The organism is Streptococcus sp. DD13 (assembly GCF_001578875.1).
In the GTDB taxonomy this organism is placed as follows: domain Bacteria; phylum Bacillota; class Bacilli; order Lactobacillales; family Streptococcaceae; genus Streptococcus.
Genome location: NZ_KQ969506.1, coordinates 649,189 through 668,229 on the forward strand (window position 1 = coordinate 649,189; position 19,041 = coordinate 668,229).

General features: G+C 44.1%; 18 protein-coding genes, 1 tRNA gene and 2 pseudogenes. 6 read left to right on the forward strand and 15 right to left on the reverse strand.

All coding sequences use genetic code 11. The features are described 5' to 3' along the window. The 4 genes and pseudogenes from STRDD13_RS02910 to STRDD13_RS02925 all read right to left on the reverse strand — a co-directional run. A pseudogene (locus tag STRDD13_RS02910) lies at nt 1-1,012 on the reverse strand (NAD(P)H-dependent oxidoreductase); the annotation flags it as partial. Between the two features lie 15 nt (nt 1,013-1,027). Next, nucleotides 1,028-1,630 carry an NADPH-dependent FMN reductase gene (locus STRDD13_RS02915; RefSeq protein ID WP_067103170.1) on the reverse strand — a complete coding sequence of 201 codons (603 nt, stop codon included), beginning with the start codon at nt 1,628-1,630 and terminating at the stop codon, nt 1,028-1,030. A 254-nt stretch (nt 1,631-1,884) separates the two neighbouring features. Next, nucleotides 1,885-2,823, reverse strand: a complete 939-nt coding sequence (locus STRDD13_RS02920; protein ID WP_067101642.1) for an FAD:protein FMN transferase — start codon at nt 2,821-2,823, stop codon at nt 1,885-1,887. Next, nucleotides 2,807-3,757 carry a DHH family phosphoesterase gene (locus STRDD13_RS02925; protein ID WP_067101645.1) on the reverse strand — a complete coding sequence of 317 codons (951 nt, stop codon included), beginning with the start codon at nt 3,755-3,757 and terminating at the stop codon, nt 2,807-2,809. The genes STRDD13_RS02920 and STRDD13_RS02925 overlap by 17 nt, the downstream gene beginning before the upstream one ends. A gap of 101 nt (nt 3,758-3,858) precedes the next feature. Between STRDD13_RS02925 and STRDD13_RS02930 the strand changes: the two genes are divergently transcribed. Genes STRDD13_RS02930 through STRDD13_RS02940 form a run of 3 tightly spaced genes read left to right on the forward strand, consistent with a single transcriptional unit; the run spans nt 3,859 to nt 5,847 of the window. Continuing rightward, entirely contained in the window at nt 3,859-4,311 is a 453-nt protein-coding gene (locus STRDD13_RS02930) for a flavodoxin (protein ID WP_067101647.1), read from the forward strand. A gap of 55 nt (nt 4,312-4,366) precedes the next feature. Next, nucleotides 4,367-4,651, forward strand: coding sequence for a chorismate mutase (locus tag STRDD13_RS02935; protein WP_067101650.1), 285 nt, complete (start codon nt 4,367-4,369; stop codon nt 4,649-4,651). Nucleotides 4,652-4,704: 53 nt separating this feature from the next. Further along, nucleotides 4,705-5,847: a chloride channel protein gene (locus tag STRDD13_RS02940; RefSeq protein WP_082781198.1), complete on the forward strand. Its 1,143-nt coding sequence runs from the start codon at nt 4,705-4,707 to the stop codon at nt 5,845-5,847. A 49-nt stretch (nt 5,848-5,896) separates the two neighbouring features. Here STRDD13_RS02940 and STRDD13_RS02945 read toward each other — a convergent pair whose 3' ends face one another. Continuing rightward, the gene (locus tag STRDD13_RS02945) at nt 5,897-7,042 is read right to left on the reverse strand and encodes a hypothetical protein (protein ID WP_067101655.1); all 1,146 of its coding nucleotides are present in this window, start codon (nt 7,040-7,042) and stop codon (nt 5,897-5,899) included. Nucleotides 7,043-7,671: 629 nt separating this feature from the next. On the opposite strand from STRDD13_RS02945, the gene STRDD13_RS02950 reads away from it, so the two are divergent. After that, the gene (locus tag STRDD13_RS02950) at nt 7,672-8,307 is read left to right on the forward strand and encodes a copper homeostasis protein CutC (RefSeq protein WP_067101657.1); all 636 of its coding nucleotides are present in this window, start codon (nt 7,672-7,674) and stop codon (nt 8,305-8,307) included. 258 nt (nt 8,308-8,565) lie between these two features. On the opposite strand, the gene STRDD13_RS02955 is transcribed toward STRDD13_RS02950, so the two are convergent. The 10 genes and pseudogenes from STRDD13_RS02955 to STRDD13_RS03000 form a co-directional block, all read right to left on the reverse strand. After that, nucleotides 8,566-8,637 (reverse strand) — tRNA-Arg (locus STRDD13_RS02955). 131 nt (nt 8,638-8,768) lie between these two features. Beyond that, the gene (gene rplS / locus STRDD13_RS02960; RefSeq protein WP_067101660.1) at nt 8,769-9,116 is read right to left on the reverse strand and encodes a 50S ribosomal protein L19; all 348 of its coding nucleotides are present in this window, start codon (nt 9,114-9,116) and stop codon (nt 8,769-8,771) included. A gap of 121 nt (nt 9,117-9,237) precedes the next feature. Continuing rightward, complete coding sequence (gene whiA, locus STRDD13_RS02965; RefSeq protein ID WP_067101663.1) at nt 9,238-10,149, reverse strand: DNA-binding protein WhiA; 912 nt, start codon at nt 10,147-10,149, stop codon at nt 9,238-9,240. Beyond that, a complete protein-coding gene (locus STRDD13_RS02970; protein ID WP_067101665.1) occupies nt 10,146-11,120 on the reverse strand; it encodes a YvcK family protein in 975 nt (324 codons plus the stop codon). The genes whiA and STRDD13_RS02970 overlap by 4 nt, the downstream gene beginning before the upstream one ends. Further along, nucleotides 11,117-12,004 carry an RNase adapter RapZ gene (gene rapZ / locus STRDD13_RS02975; protein WP_067101668.1) on the reverse strand — a complete coding sequence of 296 codons (888 nt, stop codon included), beginning with the start codon at nt 12,002-12,004 and terminating at the stop codon, nt 11,117-11,119. The genes STRDD13_RS02970 and rapZ overlap by 4 nt, the downstream gene beginning before the upstream one ends. A 135-nt stretch (nt 12,005-12,139) precedes the next feature. Next, nucleotides 12,140-12,529 carry a RidA family protein gene (locus STRDD13_RS02980; RefSeq protein WP_067101671.1) on the reverse strand — a complete coding sequence of 130 codons (390 nt, stop codon included), beginning with the start codon at nt 12,527-12,529 and terminating at the stop codon, nt 12,140-12,142. A 381-nt stretch (nt 12,530-12,910) separates the two neighbouring features. Then, nucleotides 12,911-14,014, reverse strand: coding sequence for an iron-containing alcohol dehydrogenase family protein (locus tag STRDD13_RS02985; RefSeq protein ID WP_067101674.1), 1,104 nt, complete (start codon nt 14,012-14,014; stop codon nt 12,911-12,913). A gap of 45 nt (nt 14,015-14,059) precedes the next feature. Beyond that, nucleotides 14,060-15,406 carry an asparagine--tRNA ligase gene (asnS, locus tag STRDD13_RS02990; RefSeq protein WP_067101677.1) on the reverse strand — a complete coding sequence of 449 codons (1,347 nt, stop codon included), beginning with the start codon at nt 15,404-15,406 and terminating at the stop codon, nt 14,060-14,062. Between the two features lie 169 nt (nt 15,407-15,575). Then, nucleotides 15,576-16,756: pseudogene (locus STRDD13_RS02995) on the reverse strand (pyridoxal phosphate-dependent aminotransferase). Continuing rightward, entirely contained in the window at nt 16,757-17,254 is a 498-nt protein-coding gene (locus STRDD13_RS03000) for a cell wall elongation regulator TseB-like domain-containing protein (protein WP_067101681.1), read from the reverse strand. A gap of 132 nt (nt 17,255-17,386) precedes the next feature. On the opposite strand from STRDD13_RS03000, the gene STRDD13_RS03005 reads away from it, so the two are divergent. Both STRDD13_RS03005 and STRDD13_RS03015 read left to right on the forward strand, forming a co-directional pair. Beyond that, nucleotides 17,387-17,833 (forward strand): MarR family winged helix-turn-helix transcriptional regulator, encoded by a 447-nt coding sequence (locus STRDD13_RS03005; protein ID WP_067101684.1) that lies wholly within the window; start codon nt 17,387-17,389, stop codon nt 17,831-17,833. Nucleotides 17,834-17,982: 149 nt separating this feature from the next. After that, nucleotides 17,983-18,972 (forward strand): hypothetical protein, encoded by a 990-nt coding sequence (locus STRDD13_RS03015; protein ID WP_156471233.1) that lies wholly within the window; start codon nt 17,983-17,985, stop codon nt 18,970-18,972. Nucleotides 18,973-19,041 lie beyond the last annotated feature (69 nt).

Genomic DNA, 19,041 nt, shown 5'->3' on the forward strand with positions numbered 1-19,041 from the left:
ATCGCCTGATAGTTGTGGGTATTGATAATTCCTTCAGGGGAATTTGGTACAATGGTCCGTACATACTCATCATTAAAGTTACGAAGCGTTCCAACAACATATTCCACATTTTTCATCCGACCAGCTGGTAAAGAATTGTGAACCGTGGACAAGCGATTTCCAGACTGTGATGGTACCCGTTTGGCCAACATGGTATTTGGATCTTCATGGGCATTGTTGTAGTACAAGAATTGGTTGTTGTCATCCGCATAAGTCAACTCAAACGGCATAGACTCAAGGAACATGTTGATTTGGTCAACTGTCAAGATTCCATGGTTCAGTTTGACATAGGTATTGCCAGAAACAGCGCCTGTCACTTCTGCTACTTTTTCTACCCAGTCTGGATCGTCTGGATCGACTTCTGTAACCGTGGTTGCGATTGGATGGTTACAGTCCAAATCTTCTGGAAGGATCGGACGTGGTTTTTGTAATTTTGAAACCACTCCAACATAATTTTTAAAGTTATCCAAACATTGGCTAAGGAATTTTACCGTTCCCTCGTTGATAATATTTCCTGCCGCATCAAAAGCTTCTTTTGCTTTCCCAAGGAGAAACTCATTCCCTGGTAAAGTGTAGGCATTGACCCCTGGTGCATCTAAAATCTTCCGTAAGTGGACTTGCGCACGGGAAGTTCCTTGATCATAGTAGGAAGCTCCTACAATCATGACAGGTTTGTCTTGGAAAGGATGGACTTCACAAGAAAGCCATTCAATCACGCTCTTTAAGGCAGCTGAAATAGTGTGGTTGTGCTCAGGAGTCGCGATAATGACACCGTCTGCCTTCATGATTTGATTGTTCAGACGGCGCAATTGGAAGGAATCCTTCCAGCTTTCGTCCTGATTGAACATTGGCACTTGGTCAATTTCCAATACTTCTAATTCAAACTCTTTTTGAAGTGGTTTTTGATAAAATGCAACAGTTTACGGTTATAGGATTCTTCAGAATTCGAACCAACAATACCGACAAATTTCATAATTCTACTCCTCTCTTACAAGCTTTCCCAATCAAAGTTTTCAGCTTCTTTATGAAGCAAGGCTTGCGCGTTTTGCAACTTGCTGGTGATCTTGACAAACAGTCGGAAATCATCAAACAAAGCCTCTAGCTTCGCAACGGTCTCAGGGTTTGTCAATTGACCATCTGCATCAAAAGCTTGCAAAGAATGAGATAGCAAAAATTCTTCCGGAATGACATTTGCCTTGATTTCAGGGGCATTGAGAATCTGACGCAACTGCAATTGAGCCCGGGAGGAACCAAGAGTTCCAAAGGAGGCTCCAGTAATCATGACCGGTTTATTCAATAGTGGGAAAATACCATAAGATAACCAAGCCAAAGCATTCATCAAGACTGCTGGGATGGAGTGATCATATTCTGGTGTCCCGATAATGACACCGTCCGCCGCATCAATCTTCGCCGCAATCTCCTTCACCCGTTCTGGAACAACCTTGACAGCAGGTTTATTGAAAACAGGGATATCTTTGATTTCTACCAATTCGATCTCAGCCTTATCTGCAAAGTGTTCTTGCATATATTGCAATAACTTCCGGTTGGTGGACTTGGCTGAATTCGTACCAACGATAGCGATAAATTTCATCATTTGATCCTTCCTTCATAAATCATTTCTAACAGTTCTATTGTAACCTTTTTTGAAAAAAATGTAAACCTTTTCAAGGGCAATCCGTACATCTCCGTCAAACTCCTATTTTCACCCCTCGTGGTACAGCGTCCATCCTGCTTCTAAACCTACTTTTCTTCCAACCTGCTCATCCCAAACTGGAACAAAGGTCGACTGTCTGATCAAAAAAATTCCAAAACACTGTTTTAGAATTTTTGATCTTGTATTTCATTTTACAAGGGGTAAATCACGCGTTGCAAGAGCCCGTTGGTGACAATAAGCTCATTTTGATGCGTGATGAGAATCGCTTCAATTCCTTCTGTTTGATTCACCTCATCAAAAATCTCTCGAGGTGTCTTTCCAAATAAACGGGTGGTCCAAATTTCCCCATCTACGGAGTGCTCCGATACAATCGTGAGACTTGCTAGCTCACTCACCACAGGATAGCCTGTTTCTTGGTCAAAGATATGGTGATAGGTTTTCCCTTCTACTGTAAAGGTCCGCTCATAAACTCCTGACGTGACAACAGAACCTGACTTAATTCGAACGATTGCGAGATTCGTTCCTCGAGGGGCAGATGGATGTTGAATCCCAATCATCCAGTCAGCTGTCGGATGGTGGTCTGCTACTCCAAAGGTTAGTACATTCCCGCCCAGATTGATCAAGCCTTTTTGGACTCCTGCTCGTTTTAAATGGTCCACAATCTTGTCCGCAATATAGCCTTTTGCTAATGCGCCAAGATCAATGGCCATTCCCTTTTTTCTCAGAAAGACCGTTAATTGCTCCGAATCGAGGATAATGTCCGAAGGATCAATCACAGCTAGTTTTTCCTCGATTTCAGCCTGACTAGGACGTCTTGCGTCTGAAAAACCAATTCGCCAGGTCTGAATCAAGGGGCCAATGGTAATATTGAGGTGGCTTCCTGGAACTGATGAATGCTTTTTTCCGAGGGCAATGAGCTCAAAAAGGTCGGGAGCCACTGTCACTGGATGAGAACCGGCTGCATGATTGACCTGCATGAGTTCAGAATCTGGGTCATTTGCTGAAAAACGATCCTTGTACATGAAAAGAAGATGGTCTACCTGATCCAGAATTGGCTCAGGATCTTCATGCCAGATTTTCGTGACAATCTTAGTCCCCATGAGGGCAATTTTTCTACTGCTGACAGGCATGGGCAGCTACCTCTTGTAATTCTTGATAAATAAGCTCATTTTCTTGCACAGAAAATGAATTAGCTCCAGAAGCTAGGGGATGCCCGCCACCATCGTGGCGTTTGGCCACTTGGTTAATCGGGGCAAACTTGCTTCGGATGCGCACGCGATAGCTTCTACCGTCTTCTTGCTCGACAAAGATCGCCCATACCCGGACCGTATCAATCCGACCAGGTGCCGCAACGATTGCTGATGTTTCCGCTTCAGTCAACTGATAGCTTTCCATCAAGTCGCGCGTAATCACGACGCGGGCCGTCCCATTTTCGTCTACTTCCATATGATCATACACATAACCCGTTAGCTTAGCGATTCGAATATCCATGGAGTCCATCTGCCTCGATAAACCTGCAAAATCAAAATCAAGCGAACGTAAGTAAGCAGCTGCCTCGAAGGTTTGTGTAGTCGTAGAAGGGTATAAGAAACGACCTGTATCTCCCACCATACCCGCATAGAGCAAGCGTGCAGCTTCGTTGGGAATCACAAGGTCCAACTCCCGCGCAAACTGGGTAATGATCTCACTACAAGAACTGGCTGTCGTCTGGACAAATCGTAAGTCCCCATACGGATCATCGTTTGGATGATGGTCGATTTTGATTAAAAAATCCCCTTGTTGATACCGATCATCATCAATCCGTGGTTGGTTGGCAGTATCTGTCACGATGACCAGCGCTCCCTGGTAAAAAGCATCCGCTACAACATCCATCTCTGCCATCCAACGAAGACTTGGTTCTGTCGCCCCTACGACACGAACCTCTTTTTCCGGAAAGCGTTCTTGCAAGATACGAGCTAAGCCAACTTGGCTTCCAATCGCATCTGGATCTGGTCGCTGGTGGCGATGGATAACAATCCGGTCATACTCCTTGATTTTATGAAAAATCTCTTTTAAAACTGACATCTCTTCTCCTTTACATAGGCTATATTTTACCACATTTCTTCCCCTTTTGTAATAAGGGGAATTGTGCTATAATGAATTCATTATGGAATGAGGAGGATGCTATGGCTTTAGCACAAATCGTCTACGCAAGTATGACAGGAAACACCGAAGAAATTGCAGATATCGTTGCCAACAAACTAGAAGAATTGGGTCTTGAGGTACGCAATGACGAATGTACCACCATTGAATCAGAGGAAATTTTGGATGCCGATCTCATCATTGTAGCAACCTACACCTACTCTTATGGCGAAGATGGAGAGTTGCCAGATGAGATCGTAGACTTTTATACAGACCTTGCGGATATGGACTTAACAGGAAAAGTCTATGGTGTGTGTGGATCTGGTGACACCTTCTATGAGGAATTTTGTAAGTCTGTAGATGAATTTGACCTTATGCTCAGCTCACGTGGTGCGAAAAAAGGAGCAGAAAGTGTCAAGGTCGACTTGGCCGCTGAAGAAGAAGACATTGCACACCTAGAAGAGTTCGCAGAACAACTGGTTGCAGCTTTAGACTAACAGACAAAAGGGAGACAAGAACTCCCTTTTTCATATCTATATCAAAGGAGAGATGATGAATCTAGAAGAAATCCGTCAGGAAATTGATCAAGTCGATCGCAGCATTGTCCAGCTATTGGAAAAGCGGATGGATTTGGTGACACAGGTCACAGCCTATAAAAAGGAAACTGGAAAGGCTGTCCTAGACAAGGACCGAGAAATGCAACTGCTCCAGAAGGTCGCAAAAAACGTTCAAAATCCAGTCTATGAAGCGACCATCCTCGCCACCTATCAAGATATTATGAAGCATTCTAGAGCTTTCCAGTCTGAACGCCTGCAATCACAGGAGGAATCCCTGTGAAATCGCACCAGCCAGTGAGAGAGTCTGTCTTTTTCATCCTGGTCGCTGGAGTTATGGGGATTGTTATCGGAGCCATCGATACGCTTTTCGGACAAGTCCTTCTCTCCTTGAGTGATGTTCGAAACCAACATTTTTTACTGCTTATCCCTTTTTTAGCCCTTATCGGTATGAGCATTCAATATCTCTACCAACATTGGGGGAAAGACTCCCAAAAGGGGATGAGTCTCGTCTTTGAAGCAGCTTCTGAAGAAAGAAAAAAGATCCCCCTTCGGCTTATCCCACTGGTGATGCTCTCTACCTGGGCGACTCACCTTTTTGGTGGTTCTGCTGGGCGAGAGGGCGTTGCCGTACAGATAGGTGCGACACTGGCAGATCAGGTCTTTCACACGCTTCGCTTGAAAAAGGGGCGCCACATCCTGATTGTTTCTGGTATCGCTGCGGGCTTTTCAGGGCTGTTCCAAATCCCCTTGGCCGCGAGTTTCTTTGCTCTTGAAGTATTACAGGTGGGGCGACTTTCCCTCAAGGGACTATTACCCGTCCTCACCGCCTCTTACCTGGCTAGTTTTACTTCTTACGAGCTTGGCCTAGAAAAGTTCAGTCATCTCATTGCCCTTAACTGGAAGATAGACTTTGAGCAGTTCTGCCTCCTAGCGCTTGCGGGAATGTTGTTTGGCCTCATCGGAAATCTCTTTGCTTATTTGCTCAAAAAAGGGAAGAAGGTCCTCTCCTACTACTTTACAAATCCTTTTGTCAAAATCTTTGTGGTCGGAATAGTTCTATCGATCAGCCTCACAGTTCTCTTTCAAGGACGGTATTCCGGACTGGGGACCAATCTCATTGAGGCTAGTCTCGACGGACAAGACATCTTACCTGTCGATTGGCTGTTAAAACTTCTGTTGACGGTTTTGACACTGGCTGCGGGCTTTCAAGGAGGAGAAGTCACCCCCCTTTTTGCAATCGGAGCGAGTGCTGGAGCCCTTTTAGGCCCCCTGTTAGGAATTCCCTTCCCACTTGCCATTGCCCTAGGCTATATCAGCGTGTTTGGTTCTGCTACTAATACCCTGATTGCTCCTATTTTTATCGGAGTCGAAGTCTTTGGGGCAAACAATGTCGCAACCTACGTCATCGCAGCCTTCTTTGCCTTTGCAATCAGTCAAAAACACACGATTTACCCCCTACAAAAACTAAGCCACTAAACCAGCCGATAAACACGAAATCCCTCGGACCGATGTCCGAGGGATTGTGTTATTTCACTGTCAATTCTTTGTAGCCATCTGCCTCGAGACGGGCATTCAAGTTGCTAACATCCGTTGGTTTAGAAAATGAGTTTCCAATCGATTCCATATTGTCACTATTCAAATCCAAACTTCCATCTGACTTGAGTCGGTACTGGTATCCAAAATACACATAATACGTTTCTGAATCACCAGACTTCTGCTTTTCCGTAACCTTATAGGTTGTGACGATAAAGACAGAAACTGTATTTTCTGTCGAACTATACCAACCGGACTGAACAGAAGTACGGGCATAGGTTTTCAAGGCTTCCGTTGTATAAGTTGTATAGCTTGAATTTTCCAAACGTGACTTGATGAGGGTATCATTGTTTGCAATAGCCTGTTTCACATTGGAAATATCTGCTACTTCTTTAAGGTCTTTGACTTCTACAGTGACCGTTTTTACTGCAGTTTCCTTCCCTTGGGTCAGTAAGTTTTGCTTAAATTCGTCCGTCAAAGTGAGACTGATTTTATCTCCATTTGAATAACTCTCATCGGTAGAAGGTGTTTGGTAGACGCTATATCCCGCCTCATCATCAGGTAATTTGATATGAGCAGTCCCGTTAAATCCAATAAATGTGACAGGATACTGTTCTAAAATATCTGACTCACTTAGTTTTTCGATTTCCTTCAATCCAGAAACCTTAATCGTTTTCTCCTCTGGCTTGATTGGGGATTGCTGAGGATTGTCCACTGTGACTTTAATGGTCACCGTATCTCCATTTTTGAGATTTTGTGTCGGATCAACATCAATCGATACGCCCGAAACCAGCCGTTCTGCTTGGTTGACCCGATCAGCCAGTCCTGCAATACTAGACATTGATAAGTCTCCTGACAAGAGCCCTTTAATATGCTCTTCGCTGATTCCAACTTTTTGATAGGCTAAGCGTCGAATAGTATCTTCCACTTTTTTCTTATCTACCTTTGCTTCACCATAGCCATCATATCCCGTAAATTCGACCGATACCTCTTGAACAACTGATTTGGGTTGAGAATGAATAAAATTTAAAATGAGCAAGCCTACAATGGCTACAAGGACAACACCTCCGAAAGCAAGTAAGATCTTTTTATATTTTGCTACAAAAGACTTGAGTTCAAACTTATTTTGACTTTCCATTTTTCTTCTCCTTTTCTTTTATTTGAATAGTAAGCGCATTCAAATAATTCACCTCGATATTATACCAAACATCCCGATCACTGTCAATCTATCCTGTAACATCATTATTTAATCCCGAACATTGACATGAGATGGACCAATAAGACATGAATTTTTAGATTTTCATTTTCCAGACCCCATTCCTCCCTATACGGATAAGGTATTTCTATTTTCTTTCAAAAAGCTAAGGGATCTCCTCATTTAGGGACAAGTCTAGTTCATTTTGAAGTTGCCATTTCATTTTGAAAAGCTAGCTCCGGTTATCGATCAGGCTCTTAGTCAATCACCACTCTCAAGTCTGGATATTTCTCTTTGCTGACAAGACTCAAATCAACTCGTTCTTGACCGTCAGGAACCTTAGCAAAGAGGGCGAAAACGTTTCGTTACGTAAAAATCAGATACAGATAGAATAGGAAAACGCTATCTTTTTCTTGAATATTTGCCATCACTTATGGTACTCTGTAGATACAAAACGACTCTAACGGGTTAGGTTATCTGTGCGGCATTGCTACTGTCCTGCCATACGCTCATTCTGATCCAGTCAGAGCCATCACCATCAGCCAATAAAGACAGGAAATCGGAGGTTCTACATGCCAGTCTATGAATTTTGTGCAGAAAACATCACCTTATTAGAGAAAGCGTTTAAAGCCGGTGCCAGCCGGGTAGAGCTGTGTGACAATCTAGCGGTCGGAGGAACGACACCTAGTTACGGGGTCATAAAAGAAGCCGTTCGGATAGCAAAAATGTATCAGGCAAAAGTCATCGTCATGATCCGTCCCCGTGGAGGCGATTTTGTCTATAGTCCCCAAGAGTTAGAAATCATGCTAGAGGATATACAATGTGCACGATCCTTAGGGGTCGATGGGTTTGCTACTGGGGTTTTAACTGCTGATGATCTCCTCGATAAAAAAGCACTGTTAACCTTGTTGAAAGCCAGTCAAGGATTCGAATTCACCCTGCATATGGCCTTTGATCAACTTCCTGAGGCAAATCAGGGAAGTGCTATCCAATGGCTCAAGGAACAGGGTGTCACTCGACTACTGACCCGAGCTGGAGGTCCTGATACTCCTTTAGACAGACGATTACAGCGCTACAAAGAGTTTTCTCAACTGGCCGATGGGCAGTTAGAAATCCTTGCAGGAGGCGGTATCTCCACGACCAATCGCGATCAATTTCTGGCCATTCCAGGAATCGAACAAGTGCATGGCACACGTATCGTTTTTTAAGAAGAAAACCGATTCCATTCCTCTTTCATCCAATGTAAAAAAACAAGGCCTGAAGAGGTCTTGCTTGTGAATTCTGTTATTCTATTGTGATTAGCGCTCTAAACTCTTCTCGTTGGTATACATCGGATTTAATAGACCAAAAGCTTTTCAGAAAAGTTATGTTAGGTCTTTCCTCGCTATCTACCGATACTCCACTGTAAATCTGTCGGGTGAATTTTGGGCGATCCCCAGAAAACCCACCAAATAAGCACTTTACTATCTCCCCTGCCGGAATCGAACCAGCAACTACTCCTTAGGAGGGAGTTGTTATATCCATTGAACTAAGGGGAGGGAAAAGAGAAAGAAAAGGGTCACATGGAACGCCTTCTACTTCTCTCCAAATCCATCCTAGCTATTCTCAGCTGGGATAGACCATTCCTATCCTTAAAAAAAGAGTTTGGGACAACTGCCCCAGACTCTTCTTATTTACGGATTTCCTTGATACGTGCTGCTTTACCTTGTAATGCACGAAGGTAGTACAATTTCGCACGACGTACTTTACCGTAACGAACAACCTCAATCTTGTCAACACGTGGAGTGTGGATTGGGAATGTACGCTCTACTCCGATACCGCCAGAAATCTTACGAACAGTGTACATCTCTGAGATTCCTTGACCTTTACGGGAGATAACAACTCCTTCAAAGATCTGGATACGTTCGCGACTTCCTTCGACAACTTTCGCGTGAACACGAACAGTATCACCAGGACGGAAAGAAGGGATATCAGTACGAAGTTGACCTTCAGTCAAACTTTGGATTAATGGATTCATTTTTTTCTCCTATCTTCGTCAATCATAGGCGCCTTTAAGCCCAGCGGATAAACTGTATTTCTGTATGTCCATTACATACTCTTATAATTATATCAGATGCTCTTTGGAAAGTAAAGATTTTTTACAGCTCTTCTGCGATTTTGTTAATTTTTCGTAACCGGTGGTTCACGCCGCTTTTGCTGATAGGGGTCGTTAATTGCTCCGCCAACTGTTGCAAGGAAAAATCAGGATTTTGAAGGCGAAGATGGGCTATTTCTTGTAACTCTAGTGGCAACTGATCCAGACCAATGGTTTCTCGGATTTTTGCAATATTATTAAGCGTTTTTAAGCTAGCTGTCATCGTTCGTGCAATATTGGCTGTTTCAGCATTGGTAGCCCGGTTGAGATCATTCCTTGCTTCACGCATGATTTTAATGTTTTCAAATTCAACCTTGGCCTCATCTGCTCCAATCACCAAGAGAAAATCTAGGATATCCTCTGCTCGTTGCAAATAGGTGATCGTACCTTTACTACGAACGATCACCTTAGCATCCAGTAAAAACCGGTGCATCAAGACAGATAAGTCCTGGGCATGGTCCTGATAAACAGAAGCAATTTCAAGCTGATACCGACCTTTTTCAGGATCCTTAATGGTCCCAGCAGCTAAGAAGGCCCCTCTCAGATAAGCTTGGCTCTGCTCATCATCTCTCATAATCTCCGTCGCAATCCCTGTCTCCAGCCCAAACATGTCATCTGCTAGATAGAGCTCATCCAATATGTCGTTGACTCGGGTCTCTAAGAAAATCGTGTAAACCCGATTTTTCCTCAAATTCGTCTTTTGATGATGACGGAGATCCCCCTTGATCGCAAAGATCCGCTCAATCAGCTCGTAGATATGGCGAGCCACCTTGGCATTTTCAGTCGTAATAGATAAGGTTAAACCGGATGAGGTCAAACCGACACTGCCAGACAGCTTAATAATAGCTGCCAACTCTGCCTTATCCACTCGATCAAGAGTCAAAATTTCTTCCTTGACTTTTACTGTAAAACTCATGCCCGCACCTGTATAATCTTAAGCAATTCATCCACCACCAAATCTCCATCATGGAAGGCTCCCCCATTTTCCAGACGAAGAAAATTCGAAGAAATAATCTGATCTGCTTGCTCTTTTAAGCCTTGAAAATCATGCTTCACTTGTACGAGATATTCGTCAAACTTATTGGAATTCATATATTCTTGAGGGACTGGCTCAACATTGACGAGAACCGTATCAATAGTGTGTTGACCGAGATGCTTGTTCAAAACACGCACATGATCCGCATCAGAGAAATACTCGGTCTCTCCTCTTTGGGTCATGATATTGCAAACATAAGTCACCTTAGCTTTGGTCTCCCGAAGGGCTTGCCCGATTTCTGATATCATGAGATTGGGTAGAATAGAAGTAAAGAGAGAGCCCGGTCCCAATACGATCATATCGCTATTCAGGATGGATTCTACCACTTTGCGACTGGCAGTTGGTTCCTCATCACTATAGGAATTCGTCACATAAACCCGCTCAATCAATCCTGGGTAGTCTGCAATCTTACTTTCCCCTACCACCTCATGTCCATCGAAAAAGACCGCATGAAGGGTTAAAGGGACCTCACTAACGGGATAGATTTTTCCAACAGTATGAAACATTTTAGACAAGACTTGCATGGCACTATAAGTCGACCCTTGCATCTCAGAAATTCCAGCAATCATTAAATTTCCCAATGGGTGACCAGCTAAGGGGCCATCTGTATCTGCAAAGCGGTACTGGAGCATCTTCTCATAAAATTTGGGCATATCTGACAAAGCGACAAGAACATTTCTCAAATCCCCTGGAGGGGTCACCTGCAAGGCTTCACGAATCTCACCAGAAGAGCCACCATCATCCGCCACGGTGACAATGGCTGTGATATCTACATCCTTATCGCGTAGACTTTTCAAGATGACAGGGATTCCCGTTCCCCCTCCGATGACCGTTATTTTCGGCTTTCTCATGAACGATTTACCGTTTCCTTTCGACGATCTTTATCCCGATGGCTTTGGTTGACAGGCCAATCTTTTCCTAAATCTTCCGCTAAGCGCTTGGCAAAAGCGGTACTTCGATGTTGCCCTCCTGTACAGCCAATCGCAATCGTTAAGACGGACTTGCCTTCCTTTCGGTAGCCCGGCAAAATCGGACGCAACAAGCCTACCAAATGTTGGTAAAACTCTTCTGATTCCTCGTGTTGCATCACATATTGATAGACATCTGGATCAAGCCCGGTTTGGTTACGTAATTCTGGCAGGTAGTATGGGTTAGGCAGAAAGCGCACGTCAAAAACAAGGTCTGCATCTAAGGGGATCCCATATTTGAAACCAAAGGACATCACCTCCACTCGGAAATGAACCTGATTTTCTTGGGTTCCAAACTGATCCGTAATTTCTTTACGCAGATTGCGAGGAGTCAGATCCGAAGTATCAATGACATTCTGACTCATATTTTTGAGGGGGGCTAATAATTTCCTCTCCTTGTGAATCCCATCTAAAACGCGTCCATCGACTGCCAAAGGATGCGACCGTCGCGTTTCTTTATAGCGCGCCACCAGCTCACTATCTGTAGCATCCAGGAAAAGAATTTTAAAATTGATGTCATCTGCACTCTCAATATCATCTAAAATATCGATGATTTCAGAGAAAAAACTTCGGCTTCGCATGTCTACTACCAAAGCCAGCTTGTCCAAATCACGACTTGAACGAATTAATTCAAGAAATTTGGGTAATAATGCTGGGGGCATGTTGTCCATGGTGAAATACCCCAAATCTTCAAAAGATTGGATTGCAACGGTTTTTCCTGCACCGGACATCCCCGTTACAATCACGAGATGAATCTTCTTATCCATTCCTACAAACTCCTTTACAGATCACTTTATACTTGTCTTATTATAGCACAAGTAAAGAAGGGACATAAAAAAAAGAAGTGAAATACTCCACAATAGTCGTATCACAGCTTCTTTCATGTCTGTTTTCATAAAAGGCTAGTTAGAGGATGGAAGTTCTGCAATGACTTCTACTTCTACTTTTACATCCTTTGGCAAACGAGCTACCTCTACACAAGAACGGGCCGGAAAGGCTTGCTGAAAGGCCGTCGCATAGACTTCGTTAAAAGCTACGAAGTCATTGATATCGCTGAGGAAGCAAGTGGTTTTAACCACATGATCAAAATCTGTCCCAGCTTCTGCCAAAATAGCCTCCACGTTTTTTAACACTTGCTCTGTCTGAGCCTGGATCGTATCTCCAACGATTTCACCCGTTTCAGGTGAAAGAGGGACTTGCCCAGATGCAAAGAGTAGATTGCCTACGATTCGACCTTGAACGTAAGGCCCTAAGGCCTTCGGTGCTTTATCCGTATGAACAACATTTGCCATATTAAAATCTCCTTTTCGTCTGTCACATTACCATTATTATACCAAACTATGAAAAAGATGAAAAGAAAAGGAGGCTGGGACAAAAGTCCCAGCCTCTCCATTGTTTTTGGATGGTCGAGCAAGACGCAGTGGTTGAGTGGACTCTACAAGGCTGATTTCATCCGCTTTTACAGCCCTACTCAACTGTGCGGAGGTGGGACGACGAAATCGAATTCTAAGGAATGACCGATTTCTGTCCCACGCTCTTTCCTCTGTTTAAGAGTGATTTGTCCCTCTCTCTTAGAATTTCTAAGAAAACCTTGACTTCAGATGAGACCGTTTCTATCCTAGCATACATGCGACCCAGAACGGAATGTTGGGCCAGAGTGCTTTCCTTAGATCTTAAGCTTGCTCAGACGTCAGCGAGAGACCGTACTGATGAGCCTTGAGAATAGCCTTTTGGAATTCTTCTTTTGTGAATGGTGTATTGCGACACTCCGTCGTGGTAATGGCAAAGGTAGCTAACTCTTCTACATCATTGACGGTCAAGCCTAAATCAAATAAGGTCAGAGGAAGCTTTATGGACTGATTAAATTGGGCTACTTTCGCAAGCTTATCGTCTTCCTCATAGTAGGCATGAAGGACCATGACACCAAAGGCTACTACAGCCCCATGCAGGTAAGTCCCTGATCTTGGGATTGTCGTTGTGGCATTGTAAAAAGCGTGAGCGTGAGCCGATACGAAATCAAAATCCTTTTGATTCTCTAAATTGGAAGCATAGGCGGTTGAGACAATAATGGACAAAATAATCTCCTCCACACCCTTGCTAAGTCGTTGTTGGCGCACATCCTCAATAGCTTCCTCCCCATAGGCATAAAAGGCAAATTCAGATGACTTTGCAATCGCCTCTCCTAACAAGGCCGCATGGTTTAATTCTTGACCCCGTTTTTGGGCTTCGAGAATCGCCCGCTCAACCTCCGGTCCTTTCGACAAACCATCTCCAACACCAGCCCAAAAATATTTCACCGGGGCTTCTGCAATAATTTTAGTATTGATAAAAATATGAAGGGGGGCCTTCGGATAACCATAATAGGCTAAACTATGATCATCCTTGTAGACTACGGCGATAGCCGTCCCCGCTGCACAGTTGGAGCAGATAGTGGGAAAAGAGAACATCGGCTTATCTAGCTCAAGGGAGACCATTTTGCTCGTATCCAGCGCTCGGCCTCCTCCAAATCCAAATAAAACGTCTGCTTCTTGCACAGCTGGATGAGCTACTAGCCTATCAATATTGGACTGGGTGGAATCTTGTCCATAGACAAAGACTCCCGTCACTTGATATCCTGCTGCTTCAAGGACTGCAAGGACTTCTTCTTTCGCAACCGAAAGGGCCGTCTCTCCCCCAATCAAGGCTATTTTCTTAAAGGAATAGGAAGCAAGTACAGCAGGAATTTCCTGATAGGCGGTTTCTCCAAAAGTGTAATTGGACATGATGGTCGTTGTCATTGGCTATCTCCCCTCTCTCGTATGTGTCTTGTCTATTGAAACAGACTATGGTTTAATCCGGTGGAGCATCCGTGGGAATGGGATGGCTTCGCGGATATGTTTGGTACCTGCCGCAAAGGTCACCATGCGCTCAATTCCAATTCCAAATCCACAGTGAGGAACGGAACCGTACTTACGGAGATCTAGGTAGAACTCGTACTCAGACTTGTCCATTCCAAGCTCATCCATCTTGGCAACAAGAGCATCGTAGTCCGTTTCCCGTTCTGATCCTCCGATGATTTCTCCGTAACCTTCTGGAGCAAGCAGGTCTGCACAGAGCACGCGCTCTGGATTTCCAGGAACTGGCTTCATGTAGAAGGCCTTGATAGCTGCCGGATAGTTGACGATAAAGGTTGGTACGCCAAAATAGTTAGAAATCCATGTTTCGTGTGGTGAACCAAAGTCAATTCCTGCTTCTACGTGGTCATACTCAGCATCTGCATCATTTTCATGCTCTTGAAGAAGGGCAATGGCTTCATCGTAGGTGATGCGTTTAAAAGGCTCTGCAATGTAGCGTTTCAAGAGCTCAGGATCCCGCTCTAAAGTTTCCAAGGCTTGAGGGGCACGGTCCAAAACTCCTTGGAGAAGGGCTTTGACATAGGCTTCTTGCAAATCAAGGGATTCATCGTGGCTCAAGAACGGGTACTCCGCATCCATCATCCAGAACTCAGTCAAATGACGGCGGGTTTTGGATTTTTCCGCGCGAAAGACCGGTCCAAAGTCATAAACACGACCAAGGGCCATGGCACCTGCTTCTAGGTAAAGCTGACCAGATTGGCTAAGAAAGGCAGGTGTGCCAAAGTAATCTGTTTCAAAGAGTTCGGTTGAGTCTTCTGCCGCATTGCCTGAAAGAATCGGGCTATCAAACTTGATAAAGCCATTCTTGTCAAAGAACTCGTAAGTTGCGTAGATGATGGCGTTACGAATTTGCATGATGGCTACTTGCTTGCGAGAACGAAGCCAGAGATGACGATTGTCCATGAGGAAGTCTGTCCCGTGCTCTTTTGGAGTGATGGGATAATCAGTTGATTCACCGATGACTTCGATATCCGTAATGTCCAGCTCATAGCCGAACTTCGAACGCTCGTCTTCCTTAACAATCCCTGTCACATAAACAGAGGTTTCTTGGCTCAGGCGTTTGATGGTGTCAAACTTCTCAAGACCCACTTCTTCCCCGAATTTTTCAATAAAGTTGGGTTTAAAGGCTACCCCTTGAAAGAAGGCAGAACCGTCCCGCAATTGCAAGAAGGCAATTTTCCCTTTTCCGGACTTGTTGGCAACCCAAGCTCCAATGGTCACTTCTTGACCCACATAATCCTTAACATCGATAATTGATATACGTTTTTTTGACATAATGCTCTCTTTCTAATTTACTGATAGTTTGTCTAATTTTATTTAGGATAGATTGACTGGCCCCATGATTGAAAGGCCTATCCCTCTTTTAACTCAAGCAAGCGCTCCTCCCTATCAAGGACTGTGAGTTGCATTTTCCTGCTTGGAAGGGCGCTTCTTTTTACCCAGTCTAAGTCTCCATAAACTGATGAAGTCTCTGGATAGCTTCTTTCAAGGTTTCCAAATCAGTTGCATAGGACAGACGGACATTTTCGGGTGCTCCAAATCCTGCTCCTGTCACGAGGGCAACCCCTACTTCTTCCAAAATAGCAGTGGTAAAGGCCGTCACATCCGTGTAACCCTTCATTTCCATAGCCTTTTTGACATTTGGGAAAAGATAGAAGGCTCCTTGTGGTTTAACTACTTCAAAACCAGGGACTTGAGCCAATAGCGGATAAACGGTGTTAAGGCGGTGTTCAAAGGCTTGACGCATCTCCTCAACAGAGCTCTGGTCTCCGGTCAAAGCCTCGATGGCGGCATATTGGGAAACCGCCGCTAAGTTAGAGGTTGTTTGGCTAATCATTTTGGCCATGGCAGAGATGATTTCGGAGTTCCCTGTCGCGTAGCCAACCCGCCAACCGGTCATAGAATAGGCTTTTGATAGCCCATTGACGACGATCGTTTGCTTTCGAATGGCTTCTGAAATACTGGAAATCGATGTATAGGACACACCATTATAGACCAAGCGACTATAGATATCATCTGCTAAGATCAGTATATCGTGGGCTACTGCCCAATTTCCAATAGCTTCTAGTTCCTCGGGCTCATAGACCATCCCCGTTGGGTTAGAAGGGCTATTGAGTAGGAGGACTTTGGTTTTGTCTGTCCGAGTGGCTTCCAGTTGAGACACGGTCACTTTAAAGTGTGTCTCTTCTGTAGCTTGGACAAATACAGGAACCCCTTCGTTCATCTTGACTTGATCCGCATAGGAAACCCAGTATGGTGTCGGGATGATCACTTCATCTCCTTTATTGACCACAGCCGCAAAGAAAGCATAAAGGATGAATTTCGCCCCCGTCGCCACAACAACCTGATTGCCTTCAACACGGTATCCATAAAAGTCTTGCATATGCAGACAGATGGCATCTTTTAACTCTGGCAATCCGGAAGCCAAGGTGTAAAAAGACGCTTTTCCGTTTTCAATGGACTCGATTGCTGCTTGCTGGATATTTTAGGAGTCACAAAGTCTGGTTGACCCAGGGTTAACTCCAAAATATCTCGCCCTTCAGCTTTCAAGGCCTTGGCTCTTGCACCAGCAGCTAGTGTCACGGATTCTTCCATCTCTACTACACGCTTTGATAACTTCGTCATCTAGATTCCCTCCTTATGAACAAATGCACCTGTCTTAAAATGAATCACATAGTAAGCAGTCCCTGAGCGCACTTCCCAGACTGGCTGCTCGCCTTCAAATCCAGCGATAACATGATCAATCTTCTTAGCTCCTTGCTGACGAGCCACCTCTATCGCCCTATCCTTTGAAATCCCAGACGAGAGAGGATACATCCGTATTTTATGGCTCTTTTCTGAAATCAAGACCAGTTGAACCGTATTTGCTTGATCTCGTCCAATGACACTATAATAGAGCTCAGACCCTTTATAGAGATCGATGGAGGTAATTGTCCGAAGACCTGCTGTTTGTTGAGCTACTTCTTCTGCCTGAAGTTTCGCCTGACGAAAGGGGTCTGCAGAAGCCATGATCAGGTAGAGGCTTGAAAAAACAATGGTGATGGCAACCAGTAACGTCCCCCATAGTAACTGACTAGAGAGGGGATAGCGCTTTCGCCGTACTTTTCCTCGATTTTTCTTCATAAAAATAATTATACAATATTTCCCAGTGATGTGCCATCCTTTCAAAGAGAATTCTGCATAAATCGGCAAAGGAGCTTCTAACGGAAGGAATTGGATATTGCGACTCTCTTGTAATCTTGGTAAAATAAAAATATGAAAAAAGAGATTAAATCTGCTATCGATCGGAATCAATCTGCCCTGCACAGCCTGATTGCCCTCCGTCGGGCTCAAAATAAAATCGAAAAAGAAGAGTTAGAAGTCATCAGAAAAAGTCCCCTAACGCTCACACAATTTGGCGTTTTGGAAGCTCTTTATAATTTAGGAGATTTGAGAATTCAAACCCTCATTGAAAAATTGCTGAGTACCTCTGGAAATATGACACTCGTCATTAAAAACATGGTCCGTGATGGCTATGTCACCAAAGTATGTGATCCTACAGATGGGAGGGCTTCTCTCATCCAGCTGACTCCGAAGGGAAAAAAGACCATCGAAGCCATCCTTGAGGAGCACTATCACAACATTGGCAGGATTTTCTCGGTCTTGTCTAAAAAAGAGCAAGATCAGTTGGTGCAAATCATGAAGAAATTTAAAAACCTTTAGGCATTTTCTCTTGCCTGTGAATCAGTAGCCTCATTGGCCTGTTGGATTCATCGTATCAGGCCTATCGAATCCCTCTTCTTGCTCTTTCCAAGTCCCATCTAACTCAAAAGCTTTCTTATACAAGACTTTATCCCTTATGGAGAATGACCATGAAACCTTTTTTAACCTCATTACTGCTCGTCTCAAGTGTCTGTTGTCTGACGGCTTGCCAACCATCCAAGAATACCTCATCCTCAACTCCTTCTAACCAAAGCGTCGTAAATAGTGGACAGGTATATACCAGCGCAAGTGGCTCTTTCAGCATCACCGGCCCAGATCAACTATCCGATGCGTCAAATGGCGCTCAAAATGGTATGACCTTAGTCTCCAGTGATGGTACGACCTACTTGGCCGCCAATCGCTTTTCTAAAATGGACTTCACCCTTTCAATCAAAGATCTCGCCTGGAAATCACTACAACAATCTATTTTTTCCAACAGCCTCCACAAGGATGATTTAAAAGAAATCACCCTTGATGATAAAAAAGGAATCGGTCTTACAAAGCAAATCAAGGATGCCAAAAATAGCTACGATTTATCCATTTTTTACTATCAAGACGGGGAATATTACAAGGGAATTGTTGCGAAAACTCCTGTTGAAGGGAATGTGAACCGTGCAGAAACCATTTTAAAACAGGCTCGTGCTTCTTGGACGGATCACGCCATCTCTCTTTCTTACCAATTGTCTCAAGAAATCACTCTCCCAGGAACTGATTTGAAAACAAAGATCCCGACAGACTGGACTGAACAGACCGACCAATCCTCTGACCATCAACGGGTCTATCTCTCGAAAGACCAAACGATTGCGTTTACCGTTATTACTGCTGAAGGAACAGGTGCTGAAGGGGAACTCTATGCCAATGCAGAGAGCCTCATGAACCAACTAGGAGAGGGAGAACCCTCCTTATCTCAAGTATCTTTAGCAGGTCAGAACTACTATCAAGTCCTCTATACAGCGACAAATGAGGAAACCAATACTGCCTTTACTTACTATATTGGTCAAAAAGGCACCACGCTGATGATTCTTCGATTTGAAACCAGTCCTTCTACGATGAAAATCCTAAAAGAAACCATGGAAGAAATCGTAAGTTCCGTTAACTAGAAAAACCACTACTTCATATACTTCCCACCCTAAAAGCGACACTTCTGTCTTGCCTTGGGGAGGATGTGC

Excerpts from the sequence above, each read along its gene's own strand:
- STRDD13_RS03000 (WP_067101681.1), bottom strand. The coding sequence starts at position 17,254 with ATGAAGAAAAATCGAGGAAAAGTACGGCGAAAGCGCTATCCCCTCTCT.
- asnS (WP_067101677.1), bottom strand. The coding sequence starts at position 15,406 with ATGTCAAAAAAACGTATATCAATTATCGATGTTAAGGATTATGTGGGT.
- STRDD13_RS03015 (WP_156471233.1), top strand. The coding sequence starts at position 17,983 with ATGAAACCTTTTTTAACCTCATTACTGCTCGTCTCAAGTGTCTGTTGT.
- STRDD13_RS02915 (WP_067103170.1), bottom strand. The coding sequence starts at position 1,630 with ATGAAATTTATCGCTATCGTTGGTACGAATTCAGCCAAGTCCACCAAC.
- whiA (WP_067101663.1), bottom strand. The coding sequence starts at position 10,149 with ATGAGTTTTACAGTAAAAGTCAAGGAAGAAATTTTGACTCTTGATCGA.
- STRDD13_RS02985 (WP_067101674.1), bottom strand. The coding sequence starts at position 14,014 with ATGACAACGACCATCATGTCCAATTACACTTTTGGAGAAACCGCCTAT.
- STRDD13_RS02935 (WP_067101650.1), top strand. The coding sequence starts at position 4,367 with ATGAATCTAGAAGAAATCCGTCAGGAAATTGATCAAGTCGATCGCAGC.
- STRDD13_RS02930 (WP_067101647.1), top strand. The coding sequence starts at position 3,859 with ATGGCTTTAGCACAAATCGTCTACGCAAGTATGACAGGAAACACCGAA.
- STRDD13_RS02980 (WP_067101671.1), bottom strand. The coding sequence starts at position 12,529 with ATGGCAAATGTTGTTCATACGGATAAAGCACCGAAGGCCTTAGGGCCT.
- STRDD13_RS02925 (WP_067101645.1), bottom strand. The coding sequence starts at position 3,757 with ATGTCAGTTTTAAAAGAGATTTTTCATAAAATCAAGGAGTATGACCGG.
- STRDD13_RS02950 (WP_067101657.1), top strand. The coding sequence starts at position 7,672 with ATGCCAGTCTATGAATTTTGTGCAGAAAACATCACCTTATTAGAGAAA.
- STRDD13_RS02920 (WP_067101642.1), bottom strand. The coding sequence starts at position 2,823 with ATGCCTGTCAGCAGTAGAAAAATTGCCCTCATGGGGACTAAGATTGTC.
- STRDD13_RS02945 (WP_067101655.1), bottom strand. The coding sequence starts at position 7,042 with ATGGAAAGTCAAAATAAGTTTGAACTCAAGTCTTTTGTAGCAAAATAT.
- STRDD13_RS03005 (WP_067101684.1), top strand. The coding sequence starts at position 17,387 with ATGAAAAAAGAGATTAAATCTGCTATCGATCGGAATCAATCTGCCCTG.
- rapZ (WP_067101668.1), bottom strand. The coding sequence starts at position 12,004 with ATGGATAAGAAGATTCATCTCGTGATTGTAACGGGGATGTCCGGTGCA.
- STRDD13_RS02940 (WP_082781198.1), top strand. The coding sequence starts at position 4,705 with ATGGGGATTGTTATCGGAGCCATCGATACGCTTTTCGGACAAGTCCTT.
- rplS (WP_067101660.1), bottom strand. The coding sequence starts at position 9,116 with ATGAATCCATTAATCCAAAGTTTGACTGAAGGTCAACTTCGTACTGAT.
- STRDD13_RS02970 (WP_067101665.1), bottom strand. The coding sequence starts at position 11,120 with ATGAGAAAGCCGAAAATAACGGTCATCGGAGGGGGAACGGGAATCCCT.